A 16,594-nucleotide genomic window follows, 5' to 3' on the forward strand; every position below is an offset into this window, starting at 1 on the left:
CTTACATTCCGTTGAGTAAATGCAATAGAATCATGCGTACCAATTGGAGAGCACAGGCACTATGGAATACTCGCAAATTCGCACCCTGACGTATATCGAGAACGAAGACCACCCGGTCTTCGGCACCCTCGTCGAGCAAATCCTGCATCTGCTGAATTCCAAACTGGTCTTTTCCGATATCCTGATCCACCAGAACAGCCCTTTGCTGCTGCGCCAGCCAAAGGGCCTGGTAGCCGTGACCGACTCACCGATCACGCGCGAGGAGCTGGAAGAATTCTTTGAAGTCGTGGAACCGAACTGGCGCGAACGCATCCAGGACCGCGCGTTCGACCGCGCCATCGACCTGCATACCGCGCGCATCCGGGCCAACTGTTTCAGCTTCCAGGGCAAGAAACGCCTGGGCTGCGTGATCCGCCGCTTCCCGAAAGAACCGTTGCTGCTGTCCGGCCTGGGCTTGCGCCCGACCGAGGAAAAATTCGCCCAGCTGTCGAGCGGGCTGGTGCTGATCATTGGCGACACCTGCCAGGGCAAGTCGACCACCATCGCCTCAATGCTGGACGACATCAACAAGAACCGCTCGGGCCACATCATCACCATCGAAGACCCGGTGGAGACGCTGATCCCGCAACGCAAATGCGTGATCACCCAGCGCGAAGTGGGCTTTGACGGCGACGTCGAAACCTTCGACCTGGGCGCCAAGGATGCGTTGCGCGAACGCCCCGACGTGATCGTGATCGGCGAGATTCGCGACGCGGAGACCGCGCACGAAGCGCTGGCGCTGGCCGAATCCGGACCGCTGGTGCTGGCCTCGCTGCACGCACGTTCGACCGAACTGGGCCTGCAAAAGATGATCCGCCTGCTGGGCAACGCCGAACCGCAGCGCCAGGCGCTGGCCCATGCGCTGCGCGGCGTGCTGTGCCAGGCGCTGATGCCGGCAATGGACGGCGACCGCTACTACCTGGCCACCGAAAGCCTGAGCGTCAATCCGGAAGTGGCTGCCGTGATCGAAAACGGCAACGTCGCCGACTTGCGCAACGTCATGGAGCGCAAGTCCGCCCCCGGCTGCTACACCATGAACGAATGTCTGGGCAAGCTGCTGGCCGAAAAGAAAGTCAGCATCGAAGACGCCCGCCACGCCACCACCGACCGCCTCGGCTTCGCCGACATGCTGTAAAGGCGAAAGTCGGGGTCAGGTCCGGCAATCGGACATTGCGCTTCGCGCAATGTCCGATTGCCGGACCTGACCCTGACCCTTCCCCTCATATTTTGCAGACACGCACCATCGATATCAGTTCGATAAGTGCGTGTTTGATATCTGTCAGATGGATCGAAGGCGGTTGGGCCTCATTAATCCAATGCATCGCCAATGACAGGATTGACAGAGTGCTGGCAGCCTTCGCGCGACTGCCGTAAGCGACACTGAAACCTGTTTTGCGAGCGGCGAGTCCGATAAGCCAGAGTGCGTAGGTGAGCAATGTCCCCAGCAAGAGCAAAATAGCCAAGCGCCGCAATGTGTGGGTCTGACTAAGGCGTAATCCCATTCCCCACTGCGCGTTCTTGAGGTCGCGGAAGGTTTGTTCGATCTGCATGCGGCCAGCGTAAATGTTGGCGATTTGCTCGGCATTGAGTGAGGCGAGCTTGGGTGAAACGGCGAGCAACCATGGCTCGCGTTGTCCCCGACTATTCTTCTTGCTGTGGCAGCTGCGTGCCGGCTTGCCTATCTTGGTCAATCGGCGCCGCCCCTTTGGGTGGCGTTTCAGCAGCACAAGCCGGCACAGGACAGGATTAGCGCGTGTGTAAAAGTATTGGCCCAGGTCGCGCGCATGGGCGCTGGCCTGTGCATAGAGCGTCTTGCAGCCAACCCAGCCAGGACTGTCGTGCCAGCGCACCATGTCGCGATTGCGGATCCTCCCCACCCAGGCAAATCCGAGCTGGTTTAACAGCTTGAACCAACTGGCGCGAAAGCCGGCATCGGTGATGATGATGGCCCGGCTGCCCGGTGGAAGTATGCTGCGCAACGATTGTAGAAAGTGTTGATGCACAATCGGTGAGCCAAGCTTGGCGCAGGGGTGGGTTTCCTCATAGAGGGTGAACGCACGCCCTTTGACGATGGCTGCTGCCCGTAGCAACTGAATGCTGCTATCGTCTCGTACCGCCGACCAGTCCACAGCAATCTGCACACCAGGCTGGCGGATCACACGGCGAGCCAGCGCACGGTACACGGCATGCTTTTCCTGCGCCAGATGGGGGTTACTCAACAGCCGATCACAGCATTTGATGCGATGGCGCAACTGCGTCGCCGAAGCCAGCTTCTTCCCCATGCGCACCAGACTTAGGCCACCATGCAACGCCGCTGTCGCCACCTTGGCCAAGCATGTCCGCCGCTTGGCATGCATGTTCGGACATTCCTGATCCAATAACCCCTGTATGATTGCATGTGCATGCATGGCGTATTCCTTTCCCTCGCAGTTTGGACGCTACGAATGAAAGGGGTGACACAGCCATGCATGCGCCGTTTTTGGGATTGAAAGTTAACAGCTTCCTTCAACGTTTACAACAAAAATATGAGGGGAAGGGTCAGGACCTGACCCCGACTTTCATTATTCCAGGGGCACGTTGCGGTAGCGGTTGACTGTGCTGCTTTCCACGGGTGGGGCGTTGTTGCCCCATGCGGCGCGCAGGTAGGACACTACTTGCGCTACTTCCACATCATTCAATGCATGGCTGAACGGCGGCATGCCATAGGGACGCGGGTTGCCTGCCGTGCCGGGGGCGAAGCCGCCATTCAGCACGATGCGGATCGGATTCACCGCTTCATCCATCGTCAGGGCGCGGTTGCCTGCCAAGGGCGGGTAATGCGGGGCGATACCTTCGCCTTTGGCGCCGTGGCAGTCCAGGCATTGCTTGCTGTAGATTTTCTCGCCGGCTGCCAGCCAGGCCGCAGCTTCCGGTTCCTTCGAGCGTTCATATGGCTGGCGTGCGCCGCTTTCGTTCGGCAGCGATTTCAGATAGACGGCCATGGCGCGTGCATCTTCATCAGTCAGGTGCTGCAGGCTTTCGCGTACTACTTCCGCCATCGGGCCGAACACTGTCGCCCGTTGCGAGATCCCGGTCTTCAGCAGGTCGGTGATGTCTTTCACCTCCCAGTCCCCCAATCCTGCCTCGCGGTCGGAGGTGAGGGAGGGTGCATACCAGCCCAGCACGGGGATCAGGCCGCCCGACAGGCCTTTGTCGCTGGCGCCCAGGGCATTGCGTTCACTATGGCAGGCGATGCAATGGCCGGGCCCTTGCACCAGGTAGGCACCACGGTTCCATTCGGCGGATTTGCTGGCATCGGGCGTGTACACGGCGGGTTTGAAGTACAAGGCGCGCCATACAGCCAGCAGGGCTTGCTGGTTGTACGGGAAGCGCAGCGTGTGCGGCCCGCTGGCCTGCTTCACCGGCGTGATGGTCTGGAAGTAGGCGTGCATCGCGTCCGAATCGTCGCGCGTCATCGCGGTGTAGTTCGTGTAGGGGAAGGCGGGGTACAGCAGGCGGCCATCTTTGGCTTTGCCGTTGTGCAGGGCGTTCCAGAAATCGTCGGCCGACCAGTTGCCGATACCGGTTTCCTTGTCTGGCGTGATGTTGGGAGAGATGACGTTGCCGAAAGGGGTTTGCAGGACGCGTCCGCCGGCAAAGGCTGCGCCGCCGCGCGTGGTGTGGCAGGCCATGCAATCGGCAGCCTTGGCCAGGTAGGCTCCGCGCGCGACTTTCTGCGCAATCGGCATATTGTTTGAGGCGGCGCTGGGAGCCGGGCCGGTGTCGTGCTTGGGCCAGACGAATCCGACCGCTGCAACAATCAGCAGCAGCGGTATGGCGATCGCGATTTTCGTATTGCGCTTCATGGTCGGTTTGCTTGGTTGGGGATGCCGCCGCATTCCATCGGCAGTGGCTTGGGCAGGGAGCTTGCGGGGCGAGCATTCGGATCTGCCGCTTGTGCGGCCAGCCAGCCGGATACGGCTGCCACATCGGCTTCGCTCATGCGATTGGCTACTTCGGCCATGCAGTCCGGTGTGTGGGCCTTGCGCTTCTGGTTGCGCCAGGCGCCGAACTGCGCGTTGATATAGTCGCGCGGCAGGCCGATCAATCCGGGAATGGCAGGCGCCACGCCTGTCATCGCTGCGCCATGGCAGGCGACGCAGGCCGGCACTTTGCGCGATGGGTCACCCTGGTGCACCAGCACACGGCCGCGCTCGATCATCTGTGGCGTGGCGCTGCTGGTTGCCGGCGGCGGATAGGGGGCATGCTGCTCGGAGAAGTATTGTGCGATCTCGCGCAGGTAGGCGTCCGGCAGCTGTTCGACCATGTAGGTCATCATCGGATACTGGCGGCGGCCTTCCTTGAAGTTCAGGAGCTGGTTGTACAGGTAGCCGGCGGGCTTGCCGGCGATGCGCGGAAAGAATGCGTCGCCCTGCTCATTGGCCTTGTGGCAGGCGATGCAGGCTGCGACGCGCTGCTCGACCGTGTCCGGCAGGCTGGCCGGGGCGGCAATGGCGCAGGTGGCCACAAGCGCGGCGCTAAATGAGAGAATGCGGAGGAAAAGTCGCATGATGAACCCGTTTTTCTTGTGATGGTTCAAGGATACGCCTGCGTGTCAAAGAATAACAGGCTCAGAATGGCCAGGGAATGAGGGTATCAGTTTGAAGCTTTACGAAGCGCTTGCCGACGAATTGGCGGGCTTGATCGCCTCCGGCGTGCTGCGGCCGGGCGAGAAGCTGCCATCGGTGCGGCAGCAGCAGGAGCGGCGCGGCGTCAGCCCGTCCACTGTATTCCAGGCGTACTACCAGCTCGAGGCGCGCGGGCTGATCGAATCGCGTCCGCGTTCGGGCTATTACGTGGCGGCGCGGCGCTTTGCTGCAACGCCGGAGCCGGAGGTGTCGCGGCCCGATGCCGCTTCCACCCTGGTCGATGTCAGCGAGCTGGTGTTCCAGGTCCTGGAGGCCAGCCGGGCGCCGGGCAATGTGCCGTTCGGTTCCGCCTTCCCCAGCCCCTTGCTGTTCCCCCTCGATAAGCTGGGCCGAGCGGTCACGGCCAGCATGCGCCATATCGATCCCTGGAGCACGATTGCGGACCTGCCGCCGGGCAATGCAGAGCTGCGGCGCCAGATCGCCTTGCGCTACCAGCTCGATGGCTTGCAGGTGTCGCCCGACGATATCGTTATCACCAATGGCGCGCTGGAAGCGTTGAACCTTTGCCTGCAGGCGGTGGCACGGCCGGGGGATACAGTGCTGGTGGAGTCGCCCAGTTTCTATGCGGCTTTGCAGGCGCTCGAACGCATCGGTCTGAAGGCGGTCGAGGTGGCGACGCATCCGCGCGAGGGTGTTGAGCTTGGGGCGCTGGCTGCTGCGCTGGCGCAGCACAAGCCGAGTGCGTGCTGGCTGATGACCAGCTTCCAGAATCCGCTTGGCAGCCTGATGCCGGCCGAGAAAAAGCGGGCTTTGGTCGAACTGCTGGCGGCGCATGATGTGCCGCTGATTGAAGATGACGTGTACGGTGAACTGTACTTCGGTGCGCAACGGCCTGCGCTGGCAAAGCGTTTCGACAGCAAGGATATCGTCATGCATTGCGGCTCGTTTTCGAAGTGCCTGGCGCCTGGATTCCGTGTCGGTTGGGCTGCCGCCGGGCGTTTCGCGCGGCAGGTCGAGCGGCTCAAACTGACTACGTCGCTGTCGGCGGCGATGCCTTCGCAGTTGGCGCTGGCTGAGTATCTGGGACAGGGCGGCTACGAGCGGCACCTGCGGCAGTTGCGCAGCGCGTTGGCGGGGCAGCAGCAGCGGATGCTGGCGGCGATTGAGGCGCATTTCCCGGAAGGCACGCGGGTGACGCAGCCGCAGGGCGGGTATTTCCTGTGGGTGGTGCTGCCGGAGTCAGTCGATGCGCTGGAGCTGCATCGGCTGGCGCTGGGGCTTGGAATCAGCATTGCGCCGGGGCCGATGTTCAGCGCGAAGCGGGCGTTTCGCAACTGTATTCGGCTTAATTACGGGCATGCTTGGGATGTGCGGCAGGCGCATGCGATTGCCGCTCTGGGGATGCTCGCGAAAACCGGTAAACCAGTGCCTGACCCGCAAGGTCAGGCACTGTTACGCGGCGGTCGCTGATCAAGTGTCTGACCCTGTGGGTCTGACACTGGTTTACCGGTTTTAGGGCGCTTGGGCGGCTTGATCGGCGGCAGGACGTTGCCGATGCCGATCCAGTGGCGATACACGCGCAAGGCCACCTGCGCGTCGTCGGCCGCGTACAGGATCTGTTTTTCGTTCAAGCGCGGCGTAGCCCAGTTGGTGGTCGAAATCTTCTTCGACTTGGTCAGCGCCTGTCCGAAATACTTGGCGACGGCGCTCTTGGCTCCGAGGTCGTTCTTCTGCCCCGGCACGCGCAGCACTAAGCCCAGGTCCACCACTTTGAGCGGCTCGATGCCCAGCTTGGCGCGCACGCGCTTGACGTCGTCGGACAGGCCAAAGCCGATCTTCAGCGTCATATCGGATTCCAGGATCGCCTTGACGGTGGCCAGGTAGGGGAAGCCGGCGCCCACCTGGAACAGCCAGGCATGGCGGTCGTCGGCAAACTGGATCAGGTGCGGACCGTCCGAGCTTTCGCCCTTGACGAACGTCGGTTTGGACTCGGTGTCGAAACCGATGGCATCCGCCGCCAGCAAGGCCGCCTGCGCAGCCTCCGCATCGGCGGCGGTTTTCACGAGCCTGACGTCGGCCAGCCGGATGCCTTCATAGGGAGGCAGCTCGGGGACCGCTTCCGGCGCGCCGCTCATTACTTCTTGGAGAACTTGGCGGTCAGCGCCTGCAGCTTCTCCGCGCGGCGGCGTTCGGCTTCCTCGGCGGCGGCGGCTTCGCGTTCGGCGGCGCGCTCGGCCTTGCGGCGTTCGACTTCCTTCTTATAGCGCTCCGCCAGGGTTTCCTTGGCGTGCTTGCGGTGTTCGTCGGTGACTTCGGCGCCGGTGCTGCCATCGAGGTTGTAGCGGACAGTGGCTTTTTCCATCACGCGCAGGTAGCGCTGGGAGGAAGTGTGGATGCCCAGGGCAGCGCGCATCAGCTTGCGGTTAAGTTCCGGCATCGCGGCGATGAGCTGCTTGTCGATGCCGATCGACAGCGGCAGGCTGTCGCGGAACGGGGCATACTGTTGCTGCAATTGCTTGAGCAGGGCGCGTGCTGAATTGGGAGCGGCAGGTGCGGCGGCTTGGCCTTCGGCCGGCTGCTGAGGGGTAGTGCTAGTGTTCATCGACTTCATAGGTTAATCAAGAGCCGCCAGCATACCACGACGCAGGTGCGCGGCGCATTGTGTTTTCGCTCATGATGTGGTTTTGATATCGAATTAATGGGTGCGGTCCGGCACAAAACCTTGTATAATGGCAGACGCGCCAAATGCAGGACGGTGCGAATTCAGTTTGGTAAAGAGTTTCGGCCGGGGCCGCGCTGCCCTGTGAAGTCCAGTTCCAGGGCATGTGCCCTCTCTAATCACTGAATCATCGGAATCGAGCCCGGTCAAGCGGGCTTTTTCTTTTCCCGATTATCCCTGAAACCGGGCCATCGCGAGCCTTCGATAAGTGCACTTCCGGGTGTGCTGAGAGAGATATTGAATGACGAAACCTAAGACCCTGACGTTGTCCGCCAAGAAGTCCACTGGCTCCTCCACTACCAGCGCCTCGTTGGCCGTGCCAAAGACCAGCCTTTCGTATGTGATCGACAACGCTCAAGAGGAAGCAGGAAAAGTCACCGTAGTAAAGAAATCCCGCCGCCTGGCTGCCGTGCCGGTGGAGGAAGCGCCGGTGCAAGCCGTTGCCGAAGAAACGGTCGTCAAGACCCGTGCCCGCAAGACCGCTGCTGCCAAGCCGGTGTCGCTGGCTGTTGTCGCTGAAGAAGCGCCGGTGGCGGCGCCTGCAAAGCGCGGCCGCAAGCCAAAGGCTGCCGAACCGGCGCCAGTGGTCGTGACCACCGGTCCGGCGGCCGTGACCGAAGTGCGCGATGCCGCCGTGCTGGCCTCGATCGACACCTCCGGCTACCTGCTGCCGCAGGTGAAGGTGCCGGGCCGCCGCGGCCGCAAGCCAAGCGAATTCACGCCGGAAAACGATGAAGTTGCGGCACTGAACGCCGTGGAGCGCGCCGAGCTGAAGGCTGCGTCCAAGGCGCGCGAACGCAAGGCCAAGGGCATCGACGCTTTCGGCATGGCCGACGGCGCCAACGCGGAGGAGCTGGAAAAACGCCGCACCCAGTTCAAGAACCTGATCAACCTGGGCAAGGACCGCGGCTACCTGACTTACGCCGAGATCAACGACCATCTGCCGGAAAACATCGTCGATCCGGAAGCGATCGAAGGCATCATTGCGACCTTCAACGACATGGGCATCGCCGTATACGAGCGCGCGCCGGATGCGGAAGCGCTGCTGCTGTCCGATAACGTGCCGACCGCCGCCAGCGACGACGAAGTGGAAGCCGCTGCCGCCACCGCGCTGTCGACCGTCGATTCCGATTTCGGCCGCACCACCGACCCGGTCCGCATGTATATGCGTGAAATGGGCGCCGTGGCGCTGCTGACCCGCGAAGGCGAGATCGAGATCGCCAAGCGCATCGAAGGCGGCCTGCGCGACATGATCCAGGCGATTTCCGCCTGCCCGACCACCATTTCCGAGATCCTGGCCCTGGCCGAGAAGATCGAGAAGGACGAGATGAAGGTGGACGACGTGGTGGACGGCTTCGTCGACTTGAACGAAGATGCGCACACCCCGGCGCCGGCCAAGGTTCCGGCCGCCGCCTCCGACGAGGAAGATGAGGAAGAGGAACTGGACGACGAGGAGGAAGACGGCGACGTCAACGGCGGCGCCGCCGGCTACTCGACCGAACAGCTGGCGCAGCTGAAAGATGACGCGCTGGCCAAGTTCGCCCTGATCTCGAGCCAGTTCGACAAGATGCGCAAGGCCGCTTACGGCAATGCGGCCTACGTGAAGGCGCAGGACATCATCTCCAACGAACTGCTGGGCATCCGTTTCACCGCCAAGGTGGTGGAGAAGCTGTGCGACACCCTGCGCGGCCAGATGGAGCAGGTGCGCTCGATCGAGCGCGCCGTGCTGGAGCTGTGCGTGAACCGCTGCGGCATGCCGCGGGCCCACTTCATCAAGGTCTTCCCGGGCAATGAAACGGACCTGGACTGGGTGGACGGCGAGGTGGCTGCCGGCTATCCGTACAGCGCGGTGCTGGGCCGTAACGTTCCTGCCATCAAGGAACTGCAGAACAAGATGATCGACCTGCAGGAGCGCGTCGCGCTGCCGCTGGCCGACCTGCGCAAGATCAACAAGCAGATGGCTGCCGGCGAGAAGCGCGCGCGTACCGCCAAGCGCGAAATGACCGTGGCCAACCTGCGCTTGGTGATCTCGATCGCGAAGAAGTACATCAACCGCGGCCTGCAGTTCCTGGACCTGATCCAGGAAGGCAATATCGGCCTGCTGAAGGCGGTCGACAAGTTCGAATACCGCCGCGGCTACAAGTTCTCGACCTACGCCACCTGGTGGATCCGCCAGGCGATCACCCGTTCGATCGCGGACATGGCCCGTACCATCCGCGTGCCGGTGCACATGATCGAGACCATCAACAAGATGAACCGCATCTCGCGCCAGATCATGCAGGAAACCGGTTCCGAGCCGGATATGGCAACCCTGGCGCAGAAGATGGAAATGCCGGAGTCCAAGGTGCGCGAGATCATGAAGATCGCCAAGGAGCCGATTTCCATGGAAACCCCGATGGGCGAGGATGGCGACTCCCAGCTGGGCGACTTCATCGAAGACAATACCACCCTGGCGCCGCTGGACGCCGCGTTGCACGCTTCGATGCGCAATGTGATCAAGGAAGTGCTGGACTCCCTGACCCCGCGCGAAGCCAAGGTGCTGCGCATGCGCTATGGCGTGGAAATGTCGAACGACCATACCCTGGAAGAAGTGGGCAAGCAGTTCGACGTGACCCGCGAACGTATCCGCCAGATCGAGGCCAAGGCCATGAGCAAGCTGCGCCAGCCTTCGCGCTCCGACAAGCTCAAGACGTTCCTGACGGAGAAGTAACAAAAAATAGGGGACGTACCCCATTTTCCGCTTCGACGGAAAATGGGGTACGTCCCCATTTTTTTGTCAGTACTTCGCAGGTACGCCGGCGCCTGGCAACGCCTTCTGGACGAAGTCGCGCAGGTCGTCGTTAGATTTCACCAGGTCTTCCGCGCGCAGGTACATCATGTGGCCGCTGCGGTAGCCCTCAAAGCGCATGCGGTCCTTCATGCGGCCGCTCGGGTCGAGCTGCCACATGGTGTACTTTGCGTCGAAGTAGGTGGTGGCGCCGTCGAAGTAGCCCGATTGCACCAGCAGCTTGAGGTAGGGGTTGGCCGCCATCGCCTGGCGCAGGTTCTCGCCAGTGTTGTCGTCCTTGTTGTCCCAGGGGTGCACCGGGCCGAACATATTGTAGGTAAGGTCGGTCTTGTACCCCAGCACGTCGCGCAGGTAGTAGTTGATGGCCGGCGTGAACGAGTGCAGCCAGGAGGTCAGCTCCGCGTTGTAATCGACCTTGTCGCCGGCATCCTTCTTGTCGATGCCCAGGTAGCGCGAATCCAGGCGGCCGATGGTGTAGCCTTTATCGCGCAGCAGTTCCTTCCAGAAGGTGCCGACCGGCACGCTCAGATTGTTCTGCATGACGACCTTTTCCGGCAATCCCGAATAATGCGCCACTTTCGCCGCGACGGCATTGCGCCTCTGCGCGTCGAGGAAGCCGCCGTTGGCAAGTGCCGGGATCAATTCGTTTACCGCAAACGACTCCGCTTCCGGCAGCACGTCTTTCAGGTCCTTCTTCTGCAGCTCTGCCGGCAGGGCTTTCTGGTACCACGCGGCGGCGGTGTAGTAGGGCAGGGCGAGCGCCTGCCCTACCGGGCCGTCGCGCTTCAAGCCCAGGCCGGTCGGGGATACCAGCACTACGCCGTTCAGGTACATCCAGTGCGCGTTCTGCAGCTCCAGCGCCAGGCCCGAAACGCGTGCCGTGCCGTAGCTTTCGCCGATCAGGAACTTCGGCGAAGTCCAGCGGCCTTCGCGCGAGACGAAGGCCTGCAGCCAATCGGCCAGGTACTTGATGTCGGCATTCACGCCGAAGAAGGCCGCGCGGTCGGCTTTCGGATCAAGGATGCGCGAGAAGCCTGTATTGACAGGGTCGATGTAGACGATGTCCGCCACGTCCAGGATGGAATGCGGGTTGTCCTTCACGCCGTATGGCTGGACGGGATAACCTTCCGAATCGATGTTGAGCACCTTGGGGCCGGTGTAGGCAATGTGCATCCATACCGATGCCGAACCGGGGCCGCCGTTAAACGACAGTACCAGCGGGCGGCGCGACTTGTCGCTGACATCGCTGCGCTGGTAATAGGTGTAGAACAGGGAGGCAATGACCTTGCCGTCCTTGTCCCACACCGGCTGGGTGCCGGCTGTGACTTTGTAAGGTACGGGCCTGCCCCTGATGGTGACCGTGCTGTTCTTGCTGACCGAGGATTCGGCCTTGAGTGTGCGGTCGAAGGCCTTGGTCTCGGCCGGACGATCGGCGGCGGCCTGGGTTTTGGCGGCGTTTTCTGGCGCCGGCTTTTCCTGGGCATGCACGCAGCTTGCCGCAAGCATCAGGGCTGGGACGATTCGGATGTATGTTTTCATCCGGCGAGTATTGCACATAAAAAGCGCGCCGCTACGGCGGGCGGCACGCCGGAAACAAGCCGTTACATTGCTGCTATGCGATAGAAAGCATCCGGCGCTTGCTGAAGTCGAAACCTTTGCGGACATGGTCGCGGGCCTTGAATCCTGCCGTGACAGCGACGAGGGCAAGAAAGCCGAGGATCAGCCACTCGAGCGGCTTGGGTCCATGGTATGAAGGCGTGCCAGCTACGGTCCTCCATTTTGGATGCGCCGACCCGAATAAATACTCGCGGATCGTCACACCTTGCGGACGAACTCCGATTTCAGGCTCATGGCGCCGAAGCCGTCGATCTTGCAGTCGATATCGTGGTCGCTGTCGACCAGGCGGATGTTTTTTACCTTGGTGCCCTGTTTGATCACGCCGCCGGAGCCTTTTGGTTTCAGGTCCTTGATCACGGTAACAGTGTCGCCATCTTGCAGGATATTGCCGGCGGCGTCCTTGTATACGCGTACCGATTCGCCGGCTGCTTCGGCGGCCTGCCTTGGCCATTCGTGGGCGCATTCAGGGCAGACATAGTTATCGCCGTCTTCATAGGTATACTCGGACTGGCATTTTGGGCAGGCTGGGAAATTGGACATTGGAACTCGTATGCATGAATTGGAAAACCCGATCTGGGCTGCGCTGAACTCCGCGCAGCGGCATTTTAACATTGCGGCAGGTGCGGCCGGCCGCTATCCGGCCGAGGTGGCGCCGTTCATGGCGGTGGCCGAAGCGGGAGTAGCCTTGTCCGCGGCCGACCTGGAAGGGGTGGGCGAAGGCTATTACTTCCTCGGCGCCATGCCGACGCTAGCGCCAGGCTGGACGCTGCAAGCGCTGTCCGGCGTGCTGCAAATGGTGTACCAGGGCGGCCCGGTCGCAGCGCCGGACATGTCGGCGATCCGCGTGCTGGCCGCCGGCGACCCGGCGATGGTGGAGCTGACCGATATCGCCTTTCCCGGCTACTTCCGGCCGCGCACCGGCGAGATGGGCAGGTATGCCGGCATCCACCACGACGACGGTCGCCTGGTGGCGCTGAGCGGGGAACGCATGGACCTTGGCCACATGCGCGAAGTGAGCGCGGTGTGCACGCATCCCGATTTCACGGGGCGCGGCTATGCGCGCAAGCTGGTCGAATTCATCATGCACGGCATGCAGCAGCAGGGTGTGCGCCCCATGCTGCACGTGGGCGCGGCCAATGCCCGTGCCCAGGCCCTGTACCGCTCGATGGGATATGTGGCAACCCGCGAGTTGCCGCACGCCCGGCTGGTACGCGACGCCGCAGCGTAGGCAGGTCCGGGTCCGCGGCAGGCTTACTTGCCCGCTTTGACGCTGCCAAGGCCCGTCACGGATTTGTTGACATGCTTGGGGTTGCCGAAGTAGGTGAAGTTGCCCATGCCCTGGACAACCAGGTTCAGGGTGTCGCTGGCGTGGACGCTGACCTCGCCCATGCCGTTGAAATTGACGTCGGTGCGTTCGGTGTGCAGGTCCCTGGTATTGACCTGGCCCACGCCCTGGCCCTTCATGCGCAGCAGTTTGACGGTGCCGCTGGCGTACAGCGCTCCGGCGCCTTCGAAGCTGATGTCGATGCGCTCACCGCTGATGTTGGTGAGGCGCGATTCGCCGGCGCCAAGCACGCGGAAGCTGGTCAGGGCCGGTACGGTGATCGTGATCCGGTCGCCATCCTTGACCTCAACCGAGCCTTTCTGGTCTTTTTCATAGATCACGCGCAGCACGCCGCCGTCGACGGCGGTGCTGACCTTGCTGATGTATTCAGGGCGTCCACTGACCTTGACGGTCTGCGCTTTGCCGACGTCGACATAGACATTGACCGGGCCTTTGACATTCACACCGTAGAAGGTGCCGAGCGTGCGCGCCTGGTCATCGGCCAGGGCAAGGGAGGGAAGCAGCAGTGCAGCTAACAGCGTCAAACGGAACATACGTTCTCCTCATATCCGAGCGCATGATTATGACGCAGTTATGGCGTTTTTGCTAAGCGGGCCCGGATTTGCCCGGGCCCGTTGGCCAGCGTGGCTTAGCCTGTGTTGCGCAGGCCGGCGGCGACGCCGTTGATCGACAGGTGGATGCCGCGGTTGACGCGCGGGTCGGCCCGTTCTTCCTCATTGCCCAGCGCGCGGCGGCGCTTGATCAGCTCCACCTGCAGGTGGTTCAGCGGGTCGAGGTAAGGGAAGCGGTTGGTGATGGACCGCGCCAGCAGCGGGTTGCCGGCCAGCCGGTCGCGCGTGCCGGTGATCGATTCCAGGCAGTCGAGGGTCTGGTGGTACTCCTCGGTGATGCGCTTGAAGATGCGCTCACGCAGTTCCTTGTCCGTCACCAGCTCGGCGTAGCGCGAGGCGATCGCCAGGTCGGTCTTGGCCAGCACCATGTCCATGTTCGACAGCAGGGTGGCGAAGAACGGCCAGTGCTGGAACATGTCGCGCAGTTGCGCCGTGCGCTCGTCCTTGTTGCCGGCGGCGATCCAGGCGCCGATGGCGGAGCCGAAACCGTACCAGCCCGGCAGCAGCAGGCGGCACTGGCCCCAGCTGAAGCCCCAGGGGATGGCGCGCAAGTCTTCGATGCGGCGCGTCGATTTACGGGAAGCCGGGCGCGAACCGAGGTTCAGTTCCGCGATCTCCGCGATCGGGGTGGCCGAGAAGAAGTAGTCGGTGAAGCCCGGGGTTTCGTATACCAGGTTGCGGTATGCCTTGTAGGCCAATTCGGAAATCTCGGCCATCACGGTTTCGAAACCGGCCAGGCGCGGGCCGTGGCAGGCGTCGGCCGGCGGCGGCATCAGGCTCGCTTCCAGGGTCGAGCAGACCAGCAGTTCCAGATTGCGGCGGCCGATTTCGGCGTTGGAGAACTTGGAAGCGATGATCTCGCCCTGTTCCGTCAAACGCAGCTGGCCGTTTACCGTGCCCTTCGGTTGCGCCAGGATGGCCTCGTAGCTCGGACCGCCGCCGCGGCCGACGGTGCCGCCGCGGCCATGGAACAGGCGCAGCTTGACGCCGGCCTTGGCGAAGATCTGCACCAGGGCCAGTTCCGCCTTGTACAGCTCCCAGTTGGAGGTCATGAAGCCGCCATCCTTGTTGGAGTCGGAGTAGCCCAGCATGACTTCCTGGATCTGGCCCTGCTTGGCGATCAGCTTTTGCACCATCGGCACCGCCATCAGCGCTTGCATGATGCCGGCGGCGCGCTGCAGGTCGGGAATGGTCTCGAACAGCGGAATGACCATCAGGTCCGAAGTGTGCTCGCCGCTTGCGTCCTGGCGCAGCAGGCCGGTTTCCTGCTGCAGCACGAACACTTCCAGCAGGTCCGATACGGTCTCGGTGTGCGAGATGATGTAGTTGCGGATGGCGCGCTTGCCGTAACGCTGGCGGATTTCGCGGGCGGTACGCAGGATGCTCAGCTCGGAAGCGGTTTCGTCCGAATACTCGATGTAGGGCGAATACAGCGGGCGTGGTTGCGCTAACTCGGCCAGCAGCAGTTTGACCTTGGCATCTTCGTCGAGCGACGCATAGTCGGGCTGCACGCCGGCCTTGGCGAACAGTTCCGCCAGTACGCGCTCGTGGATGTCGGACGACTGGCGCATGTCCAGCGACGCCAGGTGGAAGCCGAAGATGTCGGCAGCGCGCTTTAGGGTGGTCAGGCGCGGACGGGCCAGCATGGAACCGTGGTTGGCGTCCAGCGATGCGATCAGCACCTGCAGGTCGGCCGAGAAATCGGCCGGGCATGGGTAAGGTTCGGCGTGGCCGACCTCCTTGCGCAGGATGTTGGTGGCACCCAGGGCGCGCGCGGTACTGGCCAGGCGGGCGTAGATGCCGATCAGGGCGCGGCGGTAAGGCTCGTCGCTGCGGTGGTCGGAAGTGTCGGTCGACGCGTCGGACAGCTCTTGCAGCGCAGGCGAGCAGCCAACCATCAGGGTCGACACCGACAGCTCGGCGCCCAGCGCGTGGGTTTCATCGAGGTAGAAGTCGAGGATGGTGGTGGCCTGGCGCTCCAGCGCATGCTGCATGGTGCCGGCGTTGACGTTCGGGTTGCCGTCGCGGTCGCCGCCGATCCAGCTGCCCATCTGCACGTAGGAGGCGTCGATGGCGGGCGCCGACGGGCCGTAGTGTTCGGCGATCTCGGTCTCGATATCGTCGTACAGGGCCGGCAGCTCGCGCAGGAAGGTGATGCGGTAGTAGGACAGGGCGTTGTCGATCTCGTCGGCCACGGTCAGCTTGGAGTAGCGCAGCATGCGCGTCTGCCACAGCGTCGCGATGCGGGCGCGCAGCATGTGCAGGTTGGCGCTGCGTTCCTTCGGCGTCAGCGGCAAGTCGCGCTGGGCCAGCAGGCGGGCGATATCGTGTTCGGCGTCCAGGATGGACTTGCGCTGCACCTCGGTTGGGTGGGCGGTCAGGACGGGGCTGATCAGGGCTTCCTTAAAGAAGCTGGTCACGGTGTCCAGTTCGACGCCGGATTCTTTCAGCTTGTCGAGGGCAAAGCTGATGCTGCCTTTTTGCGGTGCCGAGCCGGCCAGCAGGTGGGCGCGGCGGCGGCGGATGTGGTGCTGGTCTTCCGCAATATTGGCCAGGTGGGAGAAGTAGGAGAAGGCGCGCACCACCGTAATGGTCTGTTCGCGGGTCAGGATCTTCAGCATGCCGTCCAGTTCCTTGGCGGCGCCGGCGTCGGCTTCACGGCGGAAGCGGACAGCGGTCTGGCGAATGGTTTCGACGACGGCGAATACTTCCTCTCCTTCCTGTTGCCGCAGGACGTCGCCCAGCAGGCGGCCCAGCAGGCGGATATCTTCTTTCAACGGCGCGTCTTTATCGGCGCTCTGGTTTGCTTCGTCTGTTGCACTTACTTGATTTGCCATAGTTAATCAG

13 protein-coding genes are annotated in these 16,594 nt (G+C 62.6%); 4 read left to right on the forward strand and 9 right to left on the reverse strand.

Going from position 1 to position 16,594, the window contains the following annotated elements; genetic code table 11:
* Positions 1–61 precede the first annotated feature (61 nt).
* Positions 62–1,174, forward strand: coding sequence for a type IV pilus twitching motility protein PilT (locus tag ACWBU6_RS11530; protein WP_452648924.1), 1,113 nt, complete (start codon positions 62–64; stop codon positions 1,172–1,174).
* A gap of 85 nt (positions 1,175–1,259) precedes the next feature.
* On the opposite strand, the gene ACWBU6_RS11535 is transcribed toward ACWBU6_RS11530, so the two are convergent.
* The 3 genes from ACWBU6_RS11535 to ACWBU6_RS11545 all read right to left on the reverse strand — a co-directional run bounded on the left by ACWBU6_RS11535 (position 1,260) and on the right by ACWBU6_RS11545 (position 4,588).
* Positions 1,260–2,447, reverse strand: a complete 1,188-nt coding sequence (locus tag ACWBU6_RS11535) for an IS4 family transposase (RefSeq protein WP_452644803.1) — start codon at positions 2,445–2,447, stop codon at positions 1,260–1,262.
* 153 nt (positions 2,448–2,600) lie between these two features.
* Entirely contained in the window at positions 2,601–3,884 is a 1,284-nt protein-coding gene (locus tag ACWBU6_RS11540; protein WP_452648925.1) for a c-type cytochrome, read from the reverse strand.
* Positions 3,881–4,588 (reverse strand): c-type cytochrome, encoded by a 708-nt coding sequence (locus ACWBU6_RS11545; protein WP_452648926.1) that lies wholly within the window; start codon positions 4,586–4,588, stop codon positions 3,881–3,883. Before ACWBU6_RS11545 ends, ACWBU6_RS11540 begins: the two co-directional genes overlap by 4 nt.
* Before the next feature lie 91 nt (positions 4,589–4,679).
* On the opposite strand from ACWBU6_RS11545, the gene ACWBU6_RS11550 reads away from it, so the two are divergent.
* Positions 4,680–6,137 carry an aminotransferase-like domain-containing protein gene (locus ACWBU6_RS11550; RefSeq protein ID WP_452648927.1) on the forward strand — a complete coding sequence of 486 codons (1,458 nt, stop codon included), beginning with the start codon at positions 4,680–4,682 and terminating at the stop codon, positions 6,135–6,137.
* On the opposite strand, the gene ACWBU6_RS11555 is transcribed toward ACWBU6_RS11550, so the two are convergent.
* Positions 6,110–6,802, reverse strand: coding sequence for a 3'-5' exonuclease (locus ACWBU6_RS11555; RefSeq protein WP_452648928.1), 693 nt, complete (start codon positions 6,800–6,802; stop codon positions 6,110–6,112). The two genes, ACWBU6_RS11550 and ACWBU6_RS11555, sit on opposite strands and share 28 nt — an antisense overlap.
* Positions 6,802–7,278 (reverse strand): ProQ/FINO family protein, encoded by a 477-nt coding sequence (locus ACWBU6_RS11560; RefSeq protein WP_452648929.1) that lies wholly within the window; start codon positions 7,276–7,278, stop codon positions 6,802–6,804. Before ACWBU6_RS11560 ends, ACWBU6_RS11555 begins: the two co-directional genes overlap by 1 nt.
* Positions 7,279–7,627: 349 nt before the next feature.
* Between ACWBU6_RS11560 and rpoD the strand changes: the two genes are divergently transcribed.
* Complete coding sequence (rpoD, locus tag ACWBU6_RS11565; RefSeq protein WP_452648930.1) at positions 7,628–10,096, forward strand: RNA polymerase sigma factor RpoD; 2,469 nt, start codon at positions 7,628–7,630, stop codon at positions 10,094–10,096.
* 66 nt (positions 10,097–10,162) lie between these two features.
* On the opposite strand, the gene ACWBU6_RS11570 is transcribed toward rpoD, so the two are convergent.
* Positions 10,163–11,713: a S10 family peptidase gene (locus ACWBU6_RS11570; RefSeq protein ID WP_452648931.1), complete on the reverse strand. Its 1,551-nt coding sequence runs from the start codon at positions 11,711–11,713 to the stop codon at positions 10,163–10,165.
* Positions 11,714–11,989: 276 nt separating this feature from the next.
* Positions 11,990–12,331, reverse strand: coding sequence for a zinc ribbon domain-containing protein YjdM (locus ACWBU6_RS11575; protein ID WP_452648932.1), 342 nt, complete (start codon positions 12,329–12,331; stop codon positions 11,990–11,992).
* A gap of 10 nt (positions 12,332–12,341) precedes the next feature.
* On the opposite strand from ACWBU6_RS11575, the gene ACWBU6_RS11580 reads away from it, so the two are divergent.
* Positions 12,342–13,019: a GNAT family N-acetyltransferase gene (locus ACWBU6_RS11580; RefSeq protein WP_452648933.1), complete on the forward strand. Its 678-nt coding sequence runs from the start codon at positions 12,342–12,344 to the stop codon at positions 13,017–13,019.
* Between the two features lie 23 nt (positions 13,020–13,042).
* Here the strand turns inward: ACWBU6_RS11580 and ACWBU6_RS11585 are convergent, their stop codons facing one another.
* Positions 13,043–13,669, reverse strand: a complete 627-nt coding sequence (locus ACWBU6_RS11585; RefSeq protein WP_452648934.1) for a GIN domain-containing protein — start codon at positions 13,667–13,669, stop codon at positions 13,043–13,045.
* A 95-nt stretch (positions 13,670–13,764) separates the two neighbouring features.
* The gene (ppc, locus tag ACWBU6_RS11590) at positions 13,765–16,584 is read right to left on the reverse strand and encodes a phosphoenolpyruvate carboxylase (RefSeq protein WP_452648935.1); all 2,820 of its coding nucleotides are present in this window, start codon (positions 16,582–16,584) and stop codon (positions 13,765–13,767) included.
* Positions 16,585–16,594: the final 10 nt, after the last annotated feature.

The sequence above is a fragment of the Pseudoduganella sp. HUAS MS19 genome (genome assembly GCF_053615455.1).

Coding starts and splice junctions, on each gene's coding strand:
- ppc (WP_452648935.1), bottom strand. CDS start 16,584: ATGGCAAATCAAGTAAGTGCAACAGACGAAGCAAACCAGAGCGCCGAT.
- ACWBU6_RS11585 (WP_452648934.1), bottom strand. CDS start 13,669: ATGTTCCGTTTGACGCTGTTAGCTGCACTGCTGCTTCCCTCCCTTGCC.
- ACWBU6_RS11545 (WP_452648926.1), bottom strand. CDS start 4,588: ATGCGACTTTTCCTCCGCATTCTCTCATTTAGCGCCGCGCTTGTGGCC.
- ACWBU6_RS11540 (WP_452648925.1), bottom strand. CDS start 3,884: ATGAAGCGCAATACGAAAATCGCGATCGCCATACCGCTGCTGCTGATT.
- ACWBU6_RS11580 (WP_452648933.1), top strand. CDS start 12,342: ATGCATGAATTGGAAAACCCGATCTGGGCTGCGCTGAACTCCGCGCAG.
- ACWBU6_RS11570 (WP_452648931.1), bottom strand. CDS start 11,713: ATGAAAACATACATCCGAATCGTCCCAGCCCTGATGCTTGCGGCAAGC.
- ACWBU6_RS11575 (WP_452648932.1), bottom strand. CDS start 12,331: ATGTCCAATTTCCCAGCCTGCCCAAAATGCCAGTCCGAGTATACCTAT.
- ACWBU6_RS11560 (WP_452648929.1), bottom strand. CDS start 7,278: ATGAAGTCGATGAACACTAGCACTACCCCTCAGCAGCCGGCCGAAGGC.
- ACWBU6_RS11530 (WP_452648924.1), top strand. CDS start 62: ATGGAATACTCGCAAATTCGCACCCTGACGTATATCGAGAACGAAGAC.
- ACWBU6_RS11555 (WP_452648928.1), bottom strand. CDS start 6,802: ATGAGCGGCGCGCCGGAAGCGGTCCCCGAGCTGCCTCCCTATGAAGGC.
- rpoD (WP_452648930.1), top strand. CDS start 7,628: ATGACGAAACCTAAGACCCTGACGTTGTCCGCCAAGAAGTCCACTGGC.
- ACWBU6_RS11535 (WP_452644803.1), bottom strand. CDS start 2,447: ATGCATGCACATGCAATCATACAGGGGTTATTGGATCAGGAATGTCCG.